Consider the following 19,779-nt stretch of genomic DNA (forward strand, 5'->3'; position numbering starts at 1 on the left):
TATCGGATTTATGAGGGACGCGTGACCAAGGACGAACTTCGCAAGCAATTGCGCGCCGCCCGGCGCGATCAGGTCGCGGCGCTGCCCGCTTCGATGCGCAGCCTGGTATTCCACCGCCCGCCTGCCCCGCTGCTCGATCTCGTGCCCGAAGGCACGGTGGTCGGCCTGTACCGGGCAAACCCGTTCGAAGCACCCGCAGCGTCCTACGCCAAGTTCTTCCTCGATCGCGGCCACGAAATTGCCGTGCCCCGCTTTGCTAGCCGCAATGCCGCGATGGAATTCGCGCGTTTCTCCGATCCCTATGACGAAGAGGACCTGGAAGTCGGGCCGTTCGGACTGCTCCAGCCCTTCGCCGACGCGCCCGTCCTGACGCCTGACGTGCTCTTCGTGCCGCTCATCGGCTTTTCCAGCAGTGGCAAGCGCCTTGGCCAGGGTGGCGGTCATTACGACCGGTGGCTGGCGGACCATCCCAAGGCCACGCCCATCGGCCTCGCCTGGGACTGCCAGCTGGCCGAAGACCTGCCCACCGAAGATCACGACCAGCCCCTGAGCGCCGTGGTCACCACCACCCGGTTTTACGGACCCTTCGCATGAGAACCGAACCGACCTGGCGCATTCCCGTGGGGCTGCTCGGCCTGCTGCTGGCGCTGATCGTCTATGGCATCGTGATCGCGCGCTACATGCCGGAGTTGATCGGCGACTGGCCGACGCTGGTTCAGACCGCGATCTATCTGTTCCTCGGCCTCGTCTGGCTGCTGCCGCTAGGCCGTTTCCTCAAATGGATGGAAACCGGCACCTGGCGCTGATTGCCAAGGACAAGCTGCTGGGATAGCGTCGCTCCCGAGGGAGAGATCATGGCAGGTGATGGCGCGGGCGCCGACAAGCCGTCGGTGGGATTGAAACTTGCGCACGGCTTCGGCGCCGCGGCGTTCGGTATCAAGAACAACGGTTTCGATTATTTCCTGCTGCTCTTCTACGGCACCGTCATCGGGCTGGAGCCGGGCCTCGTTGGCCTCGCCATCCTGATCGCGCTGGTATTCGATGCGCTGTCCGATCCGCTGGTGGGATACTGGTCGGACAATTTCCGCAGCAAATGGGGCCGGCGCCATCCCTTCATGTATGCCGCCGCCCTGCCCGTCGCATTCAGCTACTTCCTCCTCTGGAACCCGCCCGAACTGAACCAGACCGGGCTCTTCCTCTATCTCACCGGTCTCGCGGTGCTTATCCGCACCTTCATCACCTTTTACGAGACGCCGAGTTCCGCCCTCATTCCCGAACTTTCGACCGACTACGACGAACGCACCAGCCTCCAGTCCTACAGGCTGTTCTTCGGCTGGTCCGGTGGGAGCATCATGAGCGTAGTCATGTTCGGCGCCCTGCTGACCGGCCCGCTCGGCATGCTCGACCGGGAAGCCTATGCCACCTACGGCATCATTTCCTCGGTCCTGATTTTTGCCGCGATCATGGTATCGGCGCTCGGCACCCACAGCCGGATACCCCACCTCCACCGCCCCGTCGCCACGGGTGAGCGATACAGCGTCACGCGGATCTTTCGCGAAATGATCGAAACGCTGAGCGAGAAAAGCTTCCTCGCCCTGTTCTTCGCCACCGTCCTGTTCGCCATTGCCACCGGGATCTCGGCTGCCCTCGCCTTCCTGATGCTGCGGTATTTCTGGGGCTTCGGCGAATTCCAGATTTTCATCTGGACCTGCACCGTCTTTTTCTCCGCGCTTCTGGGTTTCCTGCTTGCCCCCTGGGCGACGCGGCGGCTGGGCAAGAAACGCGCCACGATTACGCTTGGGCTGCTTGCCTTCACCATTCAGCCGGCGCCCGTCCTCCTCCGCCTCTTCGGCCTGATGCCCGAAAATGGCGATCCACTGCTTTTCCCTCTGGTGCTGGGGATCAACGTGATCGACCTCGCGCTCATCATCGCGGTGCAGGCGGTCTCCTATTCGATGATTGCCGATCTCGTGGAATCGAACCAGCTGCGCACCGGCCGCCGGAGCGAAGGGGTCTATTACGCAGCGATGACATTCACGCGGAAAGTCACCCAGGGGATCGGGGTGGCGGCCGCTGGCCTGATCCTGTCGCTCATTGCCTTTCCCGAAGGCGCCGACCCCGACGCTGTTTCGCCGGAAACGCTGTGGCGTCTGGGGGCCTTCTATGCCCCCACCCTCCTCCTGCTGTGGCTGAGCGCGCTGTACTGCGTTTCTCGCTACAAGATCGACAGGGCCGGTCATGAAGAGAACCTGCGCCGCCTGCGCGCAGCGGGTTGAGCGGAACCGTCACGCCCGGCCTTCCGTTTCCAGGCCATGCCGGAACTGCCAGAAAACGAAACCCAGCGCCTGACGCTGGAACGCGAATGCCTCAATCGCACCATCGAAGCGGTCGAGCTGGGCGAGAATGTGAGCTATATCGAACTGCCCGGCGACAACGAGCGTGCCCGGCTGGTCGGCCGGCAGTTCACCGAGACGCGGCGGCACGGCAAGAACATCTTCGCCGGATCGAAAACCGGACCATGGATGACCGTCCATCTCGGCATGACAGGCAGTCTGGTCCCCTTCGACGCTCCTGACGATCCGCCAGATCACACCAAGCTGCTGATCCGGTTCGAAGGCGATCGCCGTCTTGCCTTTCGCTGCCCGCGCAAGCTCGGCCATGTCCGGGTGATCGACGATCCCGACGATTATATCGCGCAGCAGGGCTTCGGACCCGATGCCCTGGACATCGGAAAGGACGCTTTCGTTCAGGCCTTCGGCAAGACGCGCAGCGCGATCAAGGCGGCCTTGATGAAGCAGGAACGAATGGCCGGTATCGGCAATCTCTGGTCGGATGAAACGCTATTCCAGTGCGGCATCAACCCGCAAGCCCGCGCCAGCGATCTGGGCGACGCGAAACTGGCGGAGATACATGGCACGATGCGCGATGTGCTGAAGGCCGTTGTCCGGGCCGGGGCGCAATATGGCGAACTGCCGGAAGACTGGCTGATCCGTCACCGCAAGAAGGGTGCCGAATGCCGCCGCTGCGGCGGGGAAATCACCAGCGCAAAGGTAGGCGGACGGACCGCCTATTTTTGCGACAAGCATCAGAAATAAGGTAATATCCCAAGGTGGCGCGAGTGACGGGACTCGAACCCGCGACCCTCGGCGTGACAGGCCGATACTCTAACCAACTGAGCTACACCCGCGCATTTGCGCTGTAGCGCCCCTTGGGAGCCGCGCATCTAGTGGAGGCTCCGATTCCTGTCAACGCAAATTGGCTGGGAAAATTCGCTCTTTTTGCCGGGGCTGGACCGGCCATCGGTATTTACCCGAAATTTACCTTTCGGGCCGACTTTGGACGCACGAAATCACGTGGGGCAAAACGGGGGTTTCGCTATGTTGCAGAAGGCACTTCTGGTCGCATCGCTCGCCATGCTGGGCGGCGGCGCACTGGCAGCCAAATCGGTAATCGACATCCAGCATTCGTTCGAGCTGGAACCGCCTGCCAAATGAAAACTCCCGCCGAAGCGGGAGCCTTCAAAATCAGTCGACCAGTATCAGCGCCGGGGTTTCCAGCAGCTTCTTCAAGGCCTGGATGAAGCTTGCCGCATCGAACCCATCGACAACGCGGTGATCGCAGCTGATCGATATGTTCATCAGCTTGCGCTTCTCGACCCGCTCCGTTCCATCGCTGCCTGTCACATACATCGGGCGTTCGATGATGCGGTTCGGGCCGATGATGGCCACTTCGGGACGGTTGATGACTGGCGTGGTCGCTACGCCGCCCAGCGGCCCGAGCGAGGTCACGGTCAGCGTGCCGCCTTCCATGTCTTCTTTCTTCGCAGTGCCGTTGCGCGCGGCATCGGCGAGACGCGAAATCTCGTTGGCGAGCTGCCACAGGTTCCGGGAGTGCGCATTCTTGATGACCGGTACCATCAGCCCGGCATCGGTCTGCGCCGCCATACCCAGATTTACCGCACCGTGGCGTGTCACCACGCCGCCTTCATCATCGTAGCGGGCGTTGATCATCGGGAATTCGGGCAGCGTCTTGCAGATCGCCGTGATCAGCATCGGCAATATGGTGAGCTTGGGCTTGTCGCCGCGGCTGTCGTTGAGCTGGGCGCGCAGCAATTCCAGGTCGGTGACGTCGCATTCCTCGACATAGGTGAAATGCGGGATATTGCGCTTCGAAGCGGCCATGTTTTCGGCGATGCGGCGGCGCATCCCGATGACTTTCCGCTCCTCGTCCCCGCGCGTTTTCGCGGCCGGCGCGTACCCCGAATTGTAGGACAGGAACTGGTCGAGATCGCCGTGGCGGATGCGGCCTTCTTCGGACGGCTTGACCTGGCCGAGATCGACGCCGAGTTCCTTCGCACGCTTGCGCACGGCCGGGCTGGCAAGAACCTTGGCGGCAGCGGCCGGTGCCGGTTCGGGTGCCGGGGCCGGTGCGGGCGCAGGCGGCGGAGCGGGATCGGCCGCCATCGCATCGTCGGCATCGCTGGCGTCTGAATTCTCGACTTCGAGACGTTCTTCGACTTCCTTGTCCTTCGGGGAAGGGGCAGGCGCCGCTTCGGTTGCGGCCTCGTTCTCTTCGATGACCTCGTCGGGCACTTCGCCTTCGACCTCGATCACCACCAGCATCGAGCCGATCGAGACCATGTCGCCTTCTTCGCCGGCCACTTCGAGGATCTTTCCGGTGACCGGACTTTCCATCGGCACGGTGGCCTTGTCGGTCATCATGTCGACGAATTCCTCGTCCTCCTGGACGATGTCGCCGACTTTCTTGTGCCACTGGACGATTTCCGCCTCGGCAATGCCTTCGCCGATATCGGGCATGTTGAATGTGAACTTGGCCATTGCGGTTACTCGCTCAGAATCTTGTCGAGGGCCTCGCCGATGCGGATCGGGCCCGGGAAATACGCCCACTCGAGGCTGTGGGGATAGGGCGTGTCGAAGCCGGTCACGCGCAGGACCGGGGCTTCGAGATGATAGAAGCAGCGTTCGGTCACCAGCGCGGAAAGCTCCGCACCGAAACCGGCGGTCCGGGTCGCTTCATGGACGATCAGGCAACGACCGGTCTTCCTGACCGATTCTTCGATCGTCTCGATATCGACCGGCACGATGGTGCGCAGGTCGACGATGTCGGCCTCCACGCCCTTTTCGCGGCAGATCGCTTCGACCACGTGGACCATGGTGCCATAGGCGAGGATGGTAAGCTCCTCGCCCTTCGTGGCGTAGCGCGCCTTGCCGAGCGGGATGTTGTAATAGCCTTCGGGCACGATGCTGGCCTCGAAGCGCTTCCACGGTTCGACCGGCTTGTCGTAATATCCCGAGAACGGGCCGTTGTAGATGCGCTTGGGCTCGAAGAAGATGACCGGGTCGTTATCCTCGATCGCACTGATCAGCAGGCCCTTGGCGTCATAGGGGGTGGCCGGGATGACCGTCTTCAGGCCGGAAACATGGGCGAAGATCGCCTCGGGGCTCTGGCTGTGCGTCTGGCCGCCGAAGATGCCGCCACCAAAGGGGCTACGCACGGTGATGGGCGCAGTGAATTCGGCCGCAGACCGATAGCGCAGGCGAGCCGCCTCCGAAATCAGCTGGTCGAGACCTGGATAGATATAATCGGCGAACTGGATTTCCGGCACCGGGCGCAGGCCGTATGCCCCCATCCCCACTGCCGCAGCGATAATGCCGCATTCGGAAATCGGCGTGTCGAAAACGCGGGTCTTGCCGTATTTTTCCTGCAGGCCCGCCGTGCACCGGAAGACGCCGCCGAAATAGCCCACGTCCTCGCCCATGATGACAGTGTTCGGATCCCGTTCCATCATCACATCAAGCGCTTCATTGACAGCCTCGATCATGTTCAGTCGGCGGTCTGTCTGGCCCTCGGTGGCGGGTGCGTCCTTGGTCTTGGTGTCGCTCATGCCTCGGGCAACCCTTCTGGGAATTTGGTTTTGCGCTCGTGAATTGCCTGCTCGCTCTGCTCCTTGAGGTGCCACGGCAGCTCTTCGAAAACGTCTTCGAACATCGTGCGGAACGGGTGGTGGAGACCATGCCCCAAGATGCCGTTGGCCTCGGCCTCCTTGGTGGTCTTCTTGACGTGTTCCGCCGCCTCCAGATCCATCTTTTCTTGCCTCTCCTCGTCCCATTCACCGAGTTCGATGAGATGGTTCTTGAGACGCATGACCGGATCGCCGAGCGGCCATTCTTCCCGCTCCTGCGCGCTGCGATACCCGCTCGGATCGTCGGAGGTAGAGTGCCCTTCGGCGCGGTAGGAGAAGAACTCGATCAGGGTCGGCCCGGCATTGGCACGGGCGCGATTGGCAGCCCACTGCTCCGCCGCATAACAGGCCAGCGGATCGTTGCCGTCCACCCTCAGCGAAGCAATGCCATAGCCCACGCCCCGGGCAGCAAAGGTTGCGCGTTCGGCCCCGGCAAAACCGCTGAAGCTGGAAATCGCCCACTGGTTGTTGACGACGTTGAGGATGACGGGCGCATTGTAAACGGCGGCAAACAGACAGGCGGAATGGAAGTCACCTTCTGCCGTGCTGCCCTCGCCCACCCAGGTCGCTGCGATCCGGCTGTCGCCCTTGATCGCCGACGCCATCGCCCAGCCGACCGCCTGCGGGGTCTGCGTGGCTAGGTTGCCCGAGATGGTGAAGAAGCTGTGCTCCTTGCTGGAGTACATGATCGGCAGTTGGCGGCCCTTCAGCTTGTCACCCTTGTTCGAGTAGATCTGGTTGATCATCTCGATAATAGGGTAGCCGCGCTGGATCAGAATGCCCTGCTGGCGATAGCTGGGAAAGACCATATCGTCCGCCGCAAGCGCCATGGAGGCGGACACGCTGGTCGCCTCTTCCCCCGTGCACTTCATGTAGAAGCTGGTCTTGCCCTGACGCTGACCACGGAACATCCGCTCGTCGAAGGCCCGCGTCATGGCCATGTGGGCGAGCATTTTTCGCAGGGTTTCGGGGTCCAGCTTCGGATCCCAAGGACCGTGAGCTTTGTTGTCCTCACCCAATACTCGGATCAGCCCTTGGGCGAAGTCCAGCATATCCTTTGGATCTGTAGTCTCGTCGGGACGCGGCTGTGCGCCGGCCTCGGGGACTTGGATATGCGAGAAATCGACCGCATCGCCAGGTCGGAACTTGGGTTCGGGTACGTGGAGCGAAAGCCGTGGGCGGTTATCGCCGGCTTTCGCAGTACCTTGAGGCCTATCGGCCATAGAATCGTCTCCCAGACGCAATCTTACGCTTGCGCGTTATTTTATTTCGCGCGGGGGAAACGGTCAAGTGTAGCTTGGCCACGCTTCCGTTCACACCGCGACGGGGGCCTTGATCGGCCCGTGCGGCGTGTAGTCGTGAACCGCGAAATCCTCAATCCGATAGTCGAAGATAGTCGGCGGACGCCGCACGATTTCAAGCCGCGGCAGTCCTTGAGGTTCCCGCGACAATTGCTCCGTCACCAGATCTTCGTGATTGAGATAAAGGTGTGTATCGCCACCCATCCATACAAATTCGCCCGGTTCCATGCCTGCCTGCTGGGCAAACATCCGCAACAAGAGTGCGCCAGACCAAAGATTGAACGGCAACCCCAGGGCCACATCGCAACTTCGCTGGTAAAGAATTCCGTTGAGGCGCGGCTCACCGTCAATTCCAGTCGAGACGTGATACTGATAAGTCTTGTGGCAGGGGGGGAGCGCCATTTGCGGAACCTCGGCAACATTCCATCCTTCGATGATGTGCCTCCGGCTCCCGGGATCCTCGCGTAGAGATCGAACCACCTCTGCAATCTGGTTGATGCCCCGCCCTTTGCGGAACAGCCCGCCCTTCACCGGCTGGTATGTCGGCCAGTCAACCCATTGTTTGCCGTAGACTGGGCCGAGATCGCCCCATTGTTCTGCGAAGTCGGGATCATCGGCAATGCGCTGCACGAACGTTTCCAGTTCGACATCATCGCCCGTTTGCTCGACGTAGCGCGCGTGCGGCCATTCGTTCCATATCTTGACGCCCTGCAGCACGAGCGGCCTTATGTTGGTGTTACCGGTGAGGAACCAAAGCAGCTCGCGTGTCGCAGTTTTCCAATAGACGCGCTTGGTCGTAACCAAGGGCATCGCTCCGTCCGACAGGTCGAACCGCAGTGTCGCGCCGAAGATCGAACGCGTGCCGACGCCGGTCCGGTCACTCCGCTCGTCACCTTCGAACCAGATCAGGCGCATGAGGTCGAGATATTGTTGTTCGAAATGGGTGTCGGGCACGGGTAATCGATACTCTTGTGGTGGGCACGGACGCTAGGGATAAAATAAGGCAAAAGCGCGCTTGCGCCAGTTGCAATCCACACCTATAGGCCGCGCCTGCTTCGCACCCGCCGCCCAGAATGGCTGCGGGCCGATCCGGTCGGGGAGTAGCTCAGCCTGGTAGAGCACTGTCTTCGGGAGGCAGGGGCCGGAGGTTCGAATCCTCTCTCCCCGACCAATTTTGCTTTTTGCTGCTTTTTCAAAGCTTTGCCGCGCCAAATCTGCTTGGCTTTATACATTTTTTTATACAGACAATGACCGGCGAGGAAAACCGATTTCCCGTTGGTAACCTGCAACGCCCGCCCTCAATACCATCGGGCAACGCCCCCTATTTCGCATGGCCTAGCGCAACGACACTCGTGGCGAACAGCTTGAGGTAAAAAAGAGCGCAAGTTCATGCCGATTTGGGGGGAATGTATCGCCTGAACCTTTTCACATTCGAACAGCGCTTGTAGCCTCTTTGCAAAGCAAGGAGTCTATTTGTGGCAATATCCCGCCATCAGCGAAATGTTCTATTTTTTGATTTGATGGTCACGCGCCGTGCCAAGCATGCTCCGTATCCTGATATCAAGCGTCTTGCAGATCTTTGGATCGATGCTGCGCAGAATCCCTCATTCCCTGTGAAAGCATTCGAAAAAGGAACTGTCACTTATCTCGTCAAAGACGCTGAAATCGATGTCGCGAAGGAAACGGTGACCCTGCTGATTGAGGCTTCTAATAAGAATGCTCCAAACGCTAGTTATCTTGATCACGATAAACGGTCGAAGCGAGACTTTCTCAAGAGAGACCCTGAAGGTAGTGGCCATTCCGCCCATTTAGTCGTGTCATTGAAGCAACAGGGCGGCCAGCCGCATACCTATCTTGCTTTGCTAGAAGATGTTCCCATGATGCCAATTCACCGAGTAAAGTCGGTGCTAAATTTCATCATAAGTCAATTGTGTAAGGCTGATCCCTCCAAGTTCGAATTCACGCCGCCGGGGGGAAGCAAGGTCGCCAAACCTTATATCCCTCGAATCGAATTCGGCGGCCATGTGTCGGATCGGTTCCAAACGGATATCGAGACCGCAAAGATACATGCTATTCGGCTTCTCGCTCCGGCAAGCAATCAGACACTCGGCCAAGGGGGACATTTGGCCTATGGCGAGCATGAGCTAGAGATCAAAGTCAAAAATCGTCCGGTGAAAGGGCAGACTTGGACGACTCTGAGAGGCGCATTTACAGCAAACAAATCGAAGTTTCCGGAAGCTCGGATATCATTCCAGCCGGAGGATGGCGGCAAAAGCACCAGTGTGCGGGTCGATACCGCAACTGGACAGATCATCGGGAAAGACTATGTGCGCTTTCTGAAGTTTGGCTCAATCACTCCTCCGCTTGATTCAACAGCATTAGATAAAATTGCGCAGGGGTTCGCAAACCGAGTCAAAACGGTGGTGGAGAAGGAAAGGAAGCCTTGAGCTTTCGCTATCAGTTGTCGCGGCCTCTAGCGTATTGGTCGGTGGAAGCACCGAGTATACCGTTCTATCGCCTATGGGGGCCAGCCGGACTAACATTAATTATCTCTGTGCTGCTACTCGTTTTACCAGTGGGAATTGACATCGTCGGTGATCGATCGCTCGTCTCATTCCTAAGCCAACTTTTCGCTATCCTTCCCGGCTTCTATATCGCTTCGCTCGCGGCTGTTGTCGCCTTTCAGGGAGGCGACTTGGACAAGGAGATGCCTGACGCCACCGCGTCGATTACCGCTAACGGTGACACCTCGGATGTCGAGATAACACTTCGTGTCTTTCTCTGTTATCTCTTTGCCTACCTGACTGTCCTCGCGTTCGTCGGATTTTTCACCTGCATGGCAGGGGCGCTAGCGGCCCCGTCGTTCAATATGATTCTGGCTGACAGCGAGGTGGCGAATTGGGTGCGACCGCTTTTAGCGTCCATCTATGTCGCGTTTTTAATATTCATAACGGCAAGTTTGGTGTTGTGCACTATACAGGGACTGTATTTCTTAGCTGAGAGAGTTCACCAAACTCTTGTCGAGTGATTATCACTCCTTTGAACAATAGCGCTTCACTGTCGCTAGAGACACACCAAAATGTTCCGCAGTTTGCGCAATGCTCGCTGCTTTTTCCCTGCGCCAGCTTGCCACCGCAGAAGCATCAGCGGCGAATGGACGACCTAGGCTAGCTTTGCCTCTGTGGGTCTTCCCATTTGCGGCAAGCGAAGCTCTCGCTGCCGCTCTGCCTGCATCACAGCGTTCTTTGATGCGCTGCCGTTCCATATCGGCAATCTGAGCAAGCACGGCCACAACAAGCTCACCGACGCCTTTCGCAATTGGGCCTAAGCCTTGCACATCAATGATTACGCCCTTGCCGATAAGATCGCGAACTACGCTTTGAACGTCGAGTGCATCGCGACCTAAGCGGTCAATGGCAGTCACACAAACGGTGTCGCCGTCCCGCACATAGGAAAGAAGCTCTGAGAATCCTGGCCTATCTACGGCTCTAACCGAACCAGAGACGCCTTCGTCAGCAAACTCCTTATCGAAGCTTCCCCCAAGAGCCTTTCGCTGACTCTCAGTTGACTGACCTTCGGTGGACACTCGGTAATATGCAATGCGGCTCATATCTAAACTCCGACTCGCTCACAAGTTAGAGGTATTTTATGAGCCTAGATCACAAAAGAGTCCAGTTATCTTGTGCGCTAGTTTTTCACTTAGTTTCGGGTAGGAGTTTAAGTTACAAGTTTTGAGCATAGTTATGGATTAGAAACCAAGCCCTCGCCTGATTGCTTCAATGTCGAGAGGTCCGCTCAATTCGCGTCTGTGAAAATTGATTCCCGTATAAAGCCATTTGCGCGGTGCATCTTCGATAATGGCTTCCGCGATTTCTTCATCCGTGCGGTTGCGGAAAGCATGGAGCGCGATTTCCATCACTGCGACATTCTTTTGCCGTGCCCGCTCCATGATGGAAGCAGACGACTTCTTTTTCAGCTTCGAGACTATAGCGAGTTCTTGGAGTGGTTGACCGGTGACCTTGTGTATTGGAAAGTCACGGTATCCTTCCGCTACCACCGAATGGATCGACTGAACCTTCACTGTGCGATCCAGTTCGGGAAGCGTTATCGCCCCCGCATCTTCTAAGACCCTATGGATGAAGCGTAGCGCAGTTGCCTTCGTGGCTGCTGCACAAGTGCCTGATTGATTGTTCGCATGTGCGAAGTGCCATGAAAGTTCATCGCCTTGTTTTGCGACTAATGCTGCTGCGCACTCGCAACGCAAACCTTGTGAAGCGCCACGTTGAGCTTTGACGATGCTAATAATTTCGCCGTGCGTATCGATACCTTCCACAATCATGGCTTCGCCATCGTGGCCGATACGGTATCCTAGCGAGTTACGGTGAACATCCACGGCAATTGCTCAGTTCATGTTGCTAAGAGCACCCTGGTAAGGCAGATAGAAGAACAGGGGACGGTTACCGGTCACATTCGACTTCTAGCTATGACAACTAGAAGGGCTGCTACACCGACCAGCAACGGTCCCCCCATTCTTTGGTTTGGACCCAAAGAATGTTGTATTCTATTCTTCTAGCACCAGACGCGGATACTGGGGCGAAAAGTTCTCCCCTGTTTCTCCACATACCGGTGCGAACTCTCCTTAATCCTTGGGTCTCGCCTTACAGAGATCACAATGTCTACCCCCAGGCGACCGACCACTAGATACTGAATCGGACCCGACTCCTGTGCAAGAGGGTCAATGAAGATTTAACGCGCCTTGGCTCCGTCTCTCAATGGAGTAATGCAAGGGAGTCTAGCGCAAACCCGCACAAATCCTGAGGTTGTTAGAATTCAAGACGAATAAAGCGAACGGGGAATAAATTCTTGCGGGCAAAAACATGGCTAGCCCGTTGCGAATCATTCGAATCACTTCGCGTAGAGAAGGTTGCAACCAATCCCTTAATGTATATGGTCTCTGTGGACCGAGTTAACTGGGTTGGGGGTATTTGATGCGAACGGTAATTTTTGTGGCTTTGCTGGCCGCGTATTCATTTTCAGCGAATGCTGCTGAATATAGTCGTGACGATGGCGTATGTAGATTGACGCAGGACGTGGGAGAAGGATTTGCGATGTCAGTATCGCAAGACCGAGCAGGGTATCAGAACGATATTTTAACTGTAGAGGTCACCCAGCCCGGAAAAACCCCCGATAATCTGCTGGGTAAGGATTTGGAAAAAACCTTTATCGGAGAAAGGGATGGGGCCTCTGCAACAGTATCGCCAAAATTCACGAAGAATGGCTATACATTTAGTTTGAGAGAGGCAGATTATCGCCGTATCTTTGAGAGAATACCTGATGAAGCTGGTGTTTCAGGCCGTTTACGGACTGCATTAGCAACAAGAAGCAGTTTCATTTTAATAAAAAGACTAGATGGTAGTGTTTTAATCGGTGTAAACTTTCCTACCGCAGGACACGATTACACTTTGTTTAGAGATTGTAGGCTCTATCTTGGCGTAAGGCCGGAAGTTTTGGGCTCAGACTAACTTGAATCGCTAGAGACGGAACCGACGGTTTCTGCCATCCTTGCCGAGCAACGGTCCCGTTTTGAGCAGCCGTGGGTTATCGGCGCTTGCCCTATGTGAGTTCAGAAGTTCTTCGAGCAACTGACAGTCAAGAACCCCATGAACCGACTAATTCAGCACAAATACGGTTAGCAAAAAGATCTGTGAATATGCACCGCTCAATTTTGACTTAAGTTAACTAAATATACCTAAACATAATTGAACCTAAATAAGGCTATGTAGAGTGTGAGGATGGTTTTTCCGAAACCTTTACTCTGGAAAGAATATTATGGGATGAACTGGTTCGCGGTAGGACTTCGCCTTTGCTACAGAGAACCCCTTCCTTTAATCAGTCTTATTTAAACAGTATTTCCTTTATGGCGATTTAAGGCCCCTTCCGTGCGCTTTCTTCTACTGAGCTACCCAAGTAGCCAAATGGGATAGAAACGCATTCCTGATGCATTCTAGGGGCCTGTAGGCTAAATACAGAAAGCCATTGCCTCTACCCTTTGGCTTTGGCCTTCTTACCAGAACCTTTGCGGCCACGCTTCTGATTGGGGTCCGTGCCTAGGCCAATCTTCTTAGCAAGCTCACGCCTTGTCTCTGCATAGTCAGAAGCAACTAAGGGGTAATCACCAGAGAGACCGTAAGCTTCCCGATATTCCGCTGGGCTCATGTCGTGTTCGGTAGCTAGGTGGCGCTTAAGCATCTTCATCTTCTTGCCACATGCTAGGCAAACCAGATGGTCTTTCTTGACGCTAGCTCTGACCGACACAACAGGTTCGAGAGCTTCGGACTCGGCTGACTGCTGTCCAAGTGATGCAAGAGCCTGATGAATGTCGGTAACAAGCTTACCGACGCTTTCAGCACCAACCTTGTTATTAGCTACATATGCTGAGGTAATGTCAGCCGTAAGGACAATGAGGTCTTCGTTTTCCATTTGCTCTCCTATTGAAGGCAGCAATAACGTAAATCGCGAGCATGTCTATCTTATCTAAAGGATTTCACTAAGCCCTTCCATTCATATGAGAAAAATTTCTCTTCAATCTCCGCAGAAGAATTAGCGAAATGTTCTAAAATAATGTCCACAGAAGGATTCTTTTTTACTTCTTCTATTGATACATCTATAAATCTATCCGCATCCCACCCATCCGGAATGGATAGACTTATCCTTAAATGGGTGCTCTCCAGAAAATCCATTATTTCATAATATGAATTAAGTTTATTGTTGTATGATGTTTTCTCATTTATCTTTACTATCGTGTATTTTATAAATCTTCTATAATTTCCATCATAAAAACCGGTGTGAAGTTTTTTGTTATATATGAAAGCGTCTTTTAATGTAACAGATATTAATATTTTTTTATTCATTTTAATCTTCTAATTTATTATGTTTTTCTCTTTGTTTGTTTTATTTAACTCTCAGCAAGTGTATTGATTATACACCGAAGTGTTTATGTCGACAATCGATCTTAGTTTTTAATCTAGGCTGTTCATTACAAAATCCGGTGTCGTAATGTTTTCCAACATCTTATTGATGCGTTTAACCGTTCCCTGTCGAACCTTTCCATAACCAGCAGTTACGGTCTTTTGATTGTGGCCTAGGGCCACTTCAATTTCATCGTCGAGGTAGCCAGCAGTTCGCAATGCATCGGCCATGGTATGCCGGAACGAATGCGCTCCAAGACCATCACTTCCGGCTTTGATGCCAATTCGTTCGAGATAATCGCGCCAGAACCTTGAAGGCTTGGCTCCTATGTGGCCCCGCTCATTCACTTCAATTTCGGGAAAGAGTTGGCTCGTCCGCAAGCCTTTGGCGGCCTTAAGCTGTCTTTCGACAAAGCTCAGGAAGCCTATCCGCTGCAACTCACTGTGAATTGGAACAACGCGGCTAAAACCAGACTTTGTGCACTGACCTGTCTTTTCATCGTGTCGAATAAGCAGGAACGGTATGCCATCTTCAAATTGAACATCATTAATCCGCAGTTGAGCGATTTCTCCAATTCGTGCTCCGGTGAAAAAGCAAACAATCGGAATCCAATATCGCCAATCGTCTGCTTTCTGGATTCCAGGTTCATGCTCTTTCCCGTTCCGTAAGAAGCCAGTGAATAGAGGCGACGAGAAGATTTGCCGAAGCTGTTCTGCCGTGAATGGGGGCCTCGGATTCTTTCCCTTGGCTACATCGAAGAACAAGCCATCGCAGGGATTGCGCTCTGCATAAGCGTTGGTGACGCACCATCCCAAAAAGGGTGAAACGGTAGAAAGATATTTGTTTACGGTAACAGGGCTGATGCTTTTCGCACCGATGGCCTTCGCTTTGGCTGCAGCATCCTGCATCGAAAGGCCTTCATAGGCTTTGGCTTTGCGATAGGTAGGGGGCAACGCTGCCAATGTGTCGCGCCAGTTCCGTATATCAATCGGCGTTATAGAACCTACGCTGCGTTTACCGCCAACAAAGCTGGCAAAGCTTTCGATGACCTTTCTGTCCTGCGCTACCCCGTCTTCGCGTTTTCGCCCTTCTGCCAGCCGATACGCTGCATAACGGTCGAAGAGTTCTAAGATGGTCTCGCCTTGCTCGGCAGACCTCTCCTTTGTTTCCAGACCGGACTTCACAACCAGACTTGTAGGCTCTGCTCCGAGGCTTCCCTCTCGCTTCGCAAGCTCTACCGAAATAACCTCGATAGCTGCTTCGGCAATCATCCCGACAAAGGAATGATAGCTTTCAGAGTCTTTCGGCAACTTCCAGTTGCGTCGCTGAATTTGCTTGTCAGCTAGCTCTAACCATATTGGCAAAGGTTCTGATGCTTTCGCCCTAAGGTAGTGGTCACGACTTGAACGAAGGGTCTTTAGGTAGCCATCGTAGGCTACCTTCGTGTCTAACTTTTTATGCCTGACTAGCTGCTCAAGCTTCGGCTGAATGCGCAAATACGCAGTCTCTGTCGCCGCCAACATGAGTTCAAGATTGTCCGGCTGGTATGCAATTGCGCTAGGGTTGCCCTTTAAGCGCCCTTCCCATTCCGCATGTAGATCGGCCCTCATCTTACCAGCCAGTAATGAGGCGTGGCGAATGTCTGATGTTTTCAGCGATACTTGGATAATCTTCCGTGTTTCGACGGATTGATACCGCTTAGGCACCCCGTAACGGAACCAGTAAATCTGCCCACGTAGCCACAGGTATTTTTGAAAAGTGGCAGGCTTCGCCCGCTTGCGTATTGTGCTCATCCCCAAGCCTCTATGCACGAACACGGTGCGGGGAAATCGCTCCTATTTTTGAACTTAACAAGGCACCTACTGAGAAAACCATCTTGGCGAAATAATTCGGGGTTATCGATCAAGGCAGCCTCAAATGTAGGTGATCTTTCTACAATCCTTTATACATTCTCCTTGAAATAATCGAGTCCTATCAATATCTTATGACTATTCAGGCCTTTAGTGAAAGCCCGTTTTTCATCCTCTCTCCCCGACCAATTTTCTTTAATGCTATCGCTTCACATGCAGTCCGCACTGCTGTTACGCCGCGCGGATGAGCACACCACGCGTCTTGTTCGTTTGTCTGGGCAACATCTGCCGTTCTCCGCTCGCCGAGGCGGCCTTTCGCCGCGCGGCCAAGAAAGCGGGACTAGAGGTACAGGTCGATAGTGCGGGTACGGCCAACTATCATGTCGGCGAACCGCCCGATCCGCGCAGCATCGAGGAAGCGGGGCGGCACGGTATCGATATTTCGCCTTATCGCGGCCGGCAATTAAGCGCGCGCGATTTCCACGAATTCGATCACATCGTTGGAATGGACCGGTCGAACATGACCAATATCGCGCATGTCGATCCGGGCGACGGCAAGGCGAAAGTCACGATGATGCTCGACCTTCTGTCTGGTCACGAGGGGCGCGAGGTGGCCGATCCGTGGTATGGCGGCCAAGACAATTTCCGCGACACCTGGGACGATGTTTCGCGCGGTGCGGAGGCGCTGGTTGCGATCCTCAGCGATGGCCATTCCTGAAGCGATCATCGGGCGGCTGGCGGGCTCGCCGGTCGTCCGACAGCAGCGTTTACCCGGGGGCGATATCTCGGGCGCAAGCGAGGTACGCCTTGCCGATGGTCGCGTCGTGGTGGCGAAGCATGGTCCTGTCGTCGATGTAGAATCGCGCATGCTAGAAATGTTGGCCCGCAGCGATGCTCCGGTTCCCGCAGTGCTTGGACAAGGAGATGACGTCCTTCTGATCGAGCGCCTTCCGTCAGGTGGATCATTGTCCGGTAAGGCCTGGTTGTCGCTGGCAGAGGCACTCCACGCGCTCCATGCACGACAAGGCGATGCCTACGGCTGGCAGGAGGATTATGCGCTGCGCCAGATTGCAGTCGAGAATGCGCCACTGGGCAATTGGCCACAGTTCTGGTCCGAACGACGCCTGTTATGTCACGTGCCGCACATACCGGTTCAGCTCGGCCAGCGGATCGAGCAGTTGGCGATGAAAATGCATGAGCTGTTGCATGCTAAGCCAGCACCATGCCTGCTTCACGGAGACCTGTGGGGCGGCAATGTGCTTGTGTACGAAGATCAGGTCAGCGGCTTGATCGATCCATGCGCCTATTTTGGCGACCGCGAGGTCGATGCGGCAAGTCTGACCGTGTTCGATGACCCGCCAGGATACTTTTTTGAAGCGCTCGGCTTCGATGAAGGCTGGCGCAACCGGCAGCCTGTCTATCGCCTCTGGATGTGGCTGGTGCATGTGCGGTTGTTCGGGAGCAGCTATGTTTCCGCCGTCGAGCGGGAACTGGATGCTCTGGGATTCTAGCCGCCGCGCAGTGTCTTAACCCCGAAATCGCGTTCAAACAGATAAAGCAATACGCGGGCAGCCTCGCCTCGCTTTCCTTCCAGTCCTCCGTCACGCTCCATCAGCAGGCGGGCATCGTCATGCGCCTTGGGTAGCAGCTCGGTGATCTGTTCGAAGCTGGCGACGGTGAACGGCGTGTCGCCCGACTGACGGGTACCCAGCAGTTCGCCCCCGCCGCGCAGCCGCAAGTCCTCTTCGGCAAGCAGGAAACCGTCTTGCGTCTCACGCATCAGCGCAAGCCGCTTCTGCGCGGTCTCGGAAAGCGTTTCTCCATGAAGCAGGACGCAAAAGCTTTTCGCACTTCCCCGCCCCACGCGGCCGCGGAGCTGATGCAGCTGGGCGAGGCCGAAACGCTCGGCCTGTTCGATAACCATCAGCGTGGCGTTGGGCACGTCCACCCCGACTTCGATCACGGTGGTAGCGACCAGCAAGCGCGCATCGCCGCGCGCAAAGCGTTCCATCGCGGCGTCCTTCAATTCCGGTGCTAGCTGGCCATGGACCATGACCACGTCGTTTCCGAACCGCTCCTTCAATGCGGCGTAGCGCGCTTCGGCAGCGGCTATCTCCTCCGGACCGTCCACCTCGCGCACCATGGGGCACACCCAGAAGGCCTGCCGTCCCTCGGAGAATTGCGCAGCCAATCGCTCGACCAGCGCGGGGACCTTGTCCTGCCCCATAACCACCGTGTCGATCGCCTGCCTGCCGGGCGGTAGCTCGTCGAGCTTGCTGACATCGAGTTCGCCATATTGCGCCAGGGTCAGCGTGCGCGGAATCGGCGTGGCGGTCATCGCCAGGACATGCGGCGCGCGGCGGCCCTTGCTGGCCAGCATCAACCGCTGCCCGACCCCGAAGCGATGCTGCTCGTCGATCACGACCATTCCCAGATTGCGATAGGCGACCTTGTCCTGAAAAATCGCATGGGTGCCCACAACGATATCGATGCTTCCATCGAGCAGCCCCATCAGCGTTCCTTCTCGCCCCCGGCCCTTGTCGCGGCCGGTCAGCAGCGCCACCGCGGCACCTGTTGGTTCCGCCATGCGCCGCAAGCTTTCGTAGTGCTGGCGGGCGAGAATTTCGGTCGGCGCGAGCAGTGCGGCCTGCGCACCGGCTTCGACCGCAATCAGCATCGCCTCGAGCGCGACCACCGTCTTGCCCGCGCCTACATCACCTTGCAGCAGACGCAGCATCGGGGCTTCCTGCGCCATATCCCCCTCGATCTCGGCAATCGAGCGCTTCTGGGCGCCGGTAAGCGGAAACGGCAGGTCGAGTTTGCCGCGATAGCTGCCGTCACCCTTCAAGGACTGACCCTTGCGCTTGCGATTGTCGGCCCGCACCAACATCAGCGCGAGGCTGTTGGCCAGCAATTCGTCATAAGCCAGTCGGTCGCGTGCCGCCTTGTGCTCGCCCTTGTGGGCCAGATGCAGCGCTTCCTGCCATTGGGGCCAGGCGGATTTCTCAAACTGGGTTGGTTCGATCCATTCGGGTAACTCCGGCGCTTTCGCCAATGCCTGGTCGACCAGACCTGACACCCGCGGCTGGGTCAGTCCCTCGGACAATCTGTAGACGGGCTCACACAGACGCTGGAGCGTATCGCCTCCTTCCTCGACCACGTGATCGGGGTGGACGATCTGGAGCATGTCCCCATAGCGTTCCAGTTTGCCCGCCACCCAGCGTGTCGCGCCCACGGGCAGCTGTTTTTTTGCGGTAAAGGAAGCCCGCCCGAAATAGGTCAGCGAGACCACGTTACCTAACGCGTCTTGGGCCATCACGCGGTAGGGCGCGCGCGGAGAGCGACCGCCGCGATGCTCTGTTACGGTCAGTTTGAGGACGATCTGTTCACCCTCGCCCGCTTCATCGACATTCCCGACCGCGCGGCGCGTCACGAAACGTTCGGGCAGGTGATAGGCGAGGTCCTTGATCCGCCTCAGCCCCAGCTTGCCGAGCGGCTTCTTCAGCTTTGGCCCTACGCCATCGAGCGTTTCGGTCTCGGCGAAAAGCGGGTTGAGGACGTCGGGACGCATGCGCCCTCTTAACCACCATCGCCATCGAAGCGGAAGCTGGGATCGTCTTCGGCAGGCACGCCGCTTGTGGATAGCCGTCCCACCTTGCGCTCGGAAGACGGGAGA

At 56.5% G+C, this 19,779-nt stretch carries 19 protein-coding genes and 2 tRNA genes; 10 read left to right on the forward strand and 11 right to left on the reverse strand.

The window, feature by feature from the left end; all coding sequences use genetic code 11:
* Positions 1–21 precede the first annotated feature (21 nt).
* The 4 genes from GRI69_RS01020 to GRI69_RS01035 are packed head-to-tail and all read left to right on the forward strand — an operon-like array spanning position 22 to position 3,095.
* Positions 22–594 carry a 5-formyltetrahydrofolate cyclo-ligase gene (locus GRI69_RS01020; RefSeq protein ID WP_160726465.1) on the forward strand — a complete coding sequence of 191 codons (573 nt, stop codon included), beginning with the start codon at positions 22–24 and terminating at the stop codon, positions 592–594.
* A complete protein-coding gene (locus GRI69_RS01025) occupies positions 591–806 on the forward strand; it encodes a DUF2842 domain-containing protein (RefSeq protein ID WP_160726466.1) in 216 nt (71 codons plus the stop codon). Before GRI69_RS01020 ends, GRI69_RS01025 begins: the two co-directional genes overlap by 4 nt.
* A gap of 48 nt (positions 807–854) precedes the next feature.
* On the forward strand, positions 855–2,276 hold the full coding sequence (locus tag GRI69_RS01030; RefSeq protein ID WP_160726467.1) for an MFS transporter: 1,422 nt from the start codon (positions 855–857) through the stop codon (positions 2,274–2,276).
* 36 nt (positions 2,277–2,312) lie between these two features.
* On the forward strand, positions 2,313–3,095 hold the full coding sequence (locus GRI69_RS01035) for an Fpg/Nei family DNA glycosylase (protein ID WP_160726468.1): 783 nt from the start codon (positions 2,313–2,315) through the stop codon (positions 3,093–3,095).
* Between the two features lie 15 nt (positions 3,096–3,110).
* Here the strand turns inward: GRI69_RS01035 and GRI69_RS01040 are convergent.
* The 5 genes from GRI69_RS01040 to thyA all read right to left on the reverse strand — a co-directional run bounded on the left by GRI69_RS01040 (position 3,111) and on the right by thyA (position 8,238).
* Positions 3,111–3,187: transfer RNA gene (locus GRI69_RS01040), tRNA-Asp, on the reverse strand.
* A 337-nt stretch (positions 3,188–3,524) separates the two neighbouring features.
* Complete coding sequence (locus GRI69_RS01045; protein ID WP_160726469.1) at positions 3,525–4,838, reverse strand: dihydrolipoamide acetyltransferase family protein; 1,314 nt, start codon at positions 4,836–4,838, stop codon at positions 3,525–3,527.
* Positions 4,839–4,843: 5 nt separating this feature from the next.
* Positions 4,844–5,905: an alpha-ketoacid dehydrogenase subunit beta gene (locus tag GRI69_RS01050; protein ID WP_160726470.1), complete on the reverse strand. Its 1,062-nt coding sequence runs from the start codon at positions 5,903–5,905 to the stop codon at positions 4,844–4,846.
* On the reverse strand, positions 5,902–7,206 hold the full coding sequence (locus GRI69_RS01055) for a 3-methyl-2-oxobutanoate dehydrogenase (2-methylpropanoyl-transferring) subunit alpha (RefSeq protein WP_160726471.1): 1,305 nt from the start codon (positions 7,204–7,206) through the stop codon (positions 5,902–5,904). The genes GRI69_RS01050 and GRI69_RS01055 overlap by 4 nt, the downstream gene beginning before the upstream one ends.
* Before the next feature lie 90 nt (positions 7,207–7,296).
* Positions 7,297–8,238, reverse strand: a complete 942-nt coding sequence (thyA, locus tag GRI69_RS01060; protein WP_160726472.1) for a thymidylate synthase — start codon at positions 8,236–8,238, stop codon at positions 7,297–7,299.
* 140 nt (positions 8,239–8,378) lie between these two features.
* Between thyA and GRI69_RS01065 the strand changes: the two genes are divergently transcribed.
* The 3 genes from GRI69_RS01065 to GRI69_RS01075 all read left to right on the forward strand — a co-directional run bounded on the left by GRI69_RS01065 (position 8,379) and on the right by GRI69_RS01075 (position 10,312).
* Positions 8,379–8,455: transfer RNA gene (locus tag GRI69_RS01065), tRNA-Pro, on the forward strand.
* Positions 8,456–8,759: 304 nt separating this feature from the next.
* Positions 8,760–9,731 (forward strand): hypothetical protein, encoded by a 972-nt coding sequence (locus GRI69_RS01070; RefSeq protein ID WP_160726473.1) that lies wholly within the window; start codon positions 8,760–8,762, stop codon positions 9,729–9,731.
* Positions 9,728–10,312, forward strand: coding sequence for a hypothetical protein (locus GRI69_RS01075; RefSeq protein ID WP_160726474.1), 585 nt, complete (start codon positions 9,728–9,730; stop codon positions 10,310–10,312). Before GRI69_RS01070 ends, GRI69_RS01075 begins: the two co-directional genes overlap by 4 nt.
* Before the next feature lie 3 nt (positions 10,313–10,315).
* Here GRI69_RS01075 and GRI69_RS01080 read toward each other — a convergent pair whose 3' ends face one another.
* Together GRI69_RS01080 and GRI69_RS01085 are read right to left on the reverse strand one after the other, a co-directional pair.
* Entirely contained in the window at positions 10,316–10,894 is a 579-nt protein-coding gene (locus GRI69_RS01080; RefSeq protein ID WP_160726475.1) for a recombinase family protein, read from the reverse strand.
* Between the two features lie 138 nt (positions 10,895–11,032).
* Positions 11,033–11,677: a competence protein CoiA family protein gene (locus tag GRI69_RS01085; RefSeq protein ID WP_160726476.1), complete on the reverse strand. Its 645-nt coding sequence runs from the start codon at positions 11,675–11,677 to the stop codon at positions 11,033–11,035.
* Between the two features lie 613 nt (positions 11,678–12,290).
* Here GRI69_RS01085 and GRI69_RS01090 point away from each other — a divergent pair.
* The gene (locus tag GRI69_RS01090; protein WP_160726477.1) at positions 12,291–12,806 is read left to right on the forward strand and encodes a hypothetical protein; all 516 of its coding nucleotides are present in this window, start codon (positions 12,291–12,293) and stop codon (positions 12,804–12,806) included.
* A 520-nt stretch (positions 12,807–13,326) separates the two neighbouring features.
* On the opposite strand, the gene GRI69_RS01095 is transcribed toward GRI69_RS01090, so the two are convergent.
* The 3 genes from GRI69_RS01095 to GRI69_RS01105 form a co-directional block, all read right to left on the reverse strand.
* Positions 13,327–13,764 carry a Ros/MucR family transcriptional regulator gene (locus tag GRI69_RS01095; RefSeq protein WP_160726478.1) on the reverse strand — a complete coding sequence of 146 codons (438 nt, stop codon included), beginning with the start codon at positions 13,762–13,764 and terminating at the stop codon, positions 13,327–13,329.
* A gap of 50 nt (positions 13,765–13,814) precedes the next feature.
* Positions 13,815–14,195: a hypothetical protein gene (locus tag GRI69_RS01100; RefSeq protein WP_160726479.1), complete on the reverse strand. Its 381-nt coding sequence runs from the start codon at positions 14,193–14,195 to the stop codon at positions 13,815–13,817.
* Positions 14,196–14,303: 108 nt separating this feature from the next.
* Positions 14,304–16,046: a site-specific integrase gene (locus GRI69_RS01105; protein WP_160726480.1), complete on the reverse strand. Its 1,743-nt coding sequence runs from the start codon at positions 16,044–16,046 to the stop codon at positions 14,304–14,306.
* 301 nt (positions 16,047–16,347) lie between these two features.
* Between GRI69_RS01105 and GRI69_RS01110 the strand changes: the two genes are divergently transcribed.
* Positions 16,348–16,821: a low molecular weight protein-tyrosine-phosphatase gene (locus GRI69_RS01110; RefSeq protein ID WP_160726481.1), complete on the forward strand. Its 474-nt coding sequence runs from the start codon at positions 16,348–16,350 to the stop codon at positions 16,819–16,821.
* On the forward strand, positions 16,808–17,614 hold the full coding sequence (locus GRI69_RS01115) for a fructosamine kinase family protein (protein WP_160726482.1): 807 nt from the start codon (positions 16,808–16,810) through the stop codon (positions 17,612–17,614). The genes GRI69_RS01110 and GRI69_RS01115 overlap by 14 nt, the downstream gene beginning before the upstream one ends.
* On the opposite strand, the gene recG is transcribed toward GRI69_RS01115, so the two are convergent.
* Positions 17,611–19,674 (reverse strand): ATP-dependent DNA helicase RecG, encoded by a 2,064-nt coding sequence (gene recG / locus GRI69_RS01120; RefSeq protein ID WP_160726483.1) that lies wholly within the window; start codon positions 19,672–19,674, stop codon positions 17,611–17,613. The genes GRI69_RS01115 and recG overlap by 4 nt on opposite strands.
* Positions 19,675–19,779: the final 105 nt, after the last annotated feature.

This window comes from Qipengyuania vulgaris (genome assembly GCF_009827325.1).
Lineage (GTDB): Bacteria > Pseudomonadota > Alphaproteobacteria > Sphingomonadales > Sphingomonadaceae > Qipengyuania > Qipengyuania vulgaris.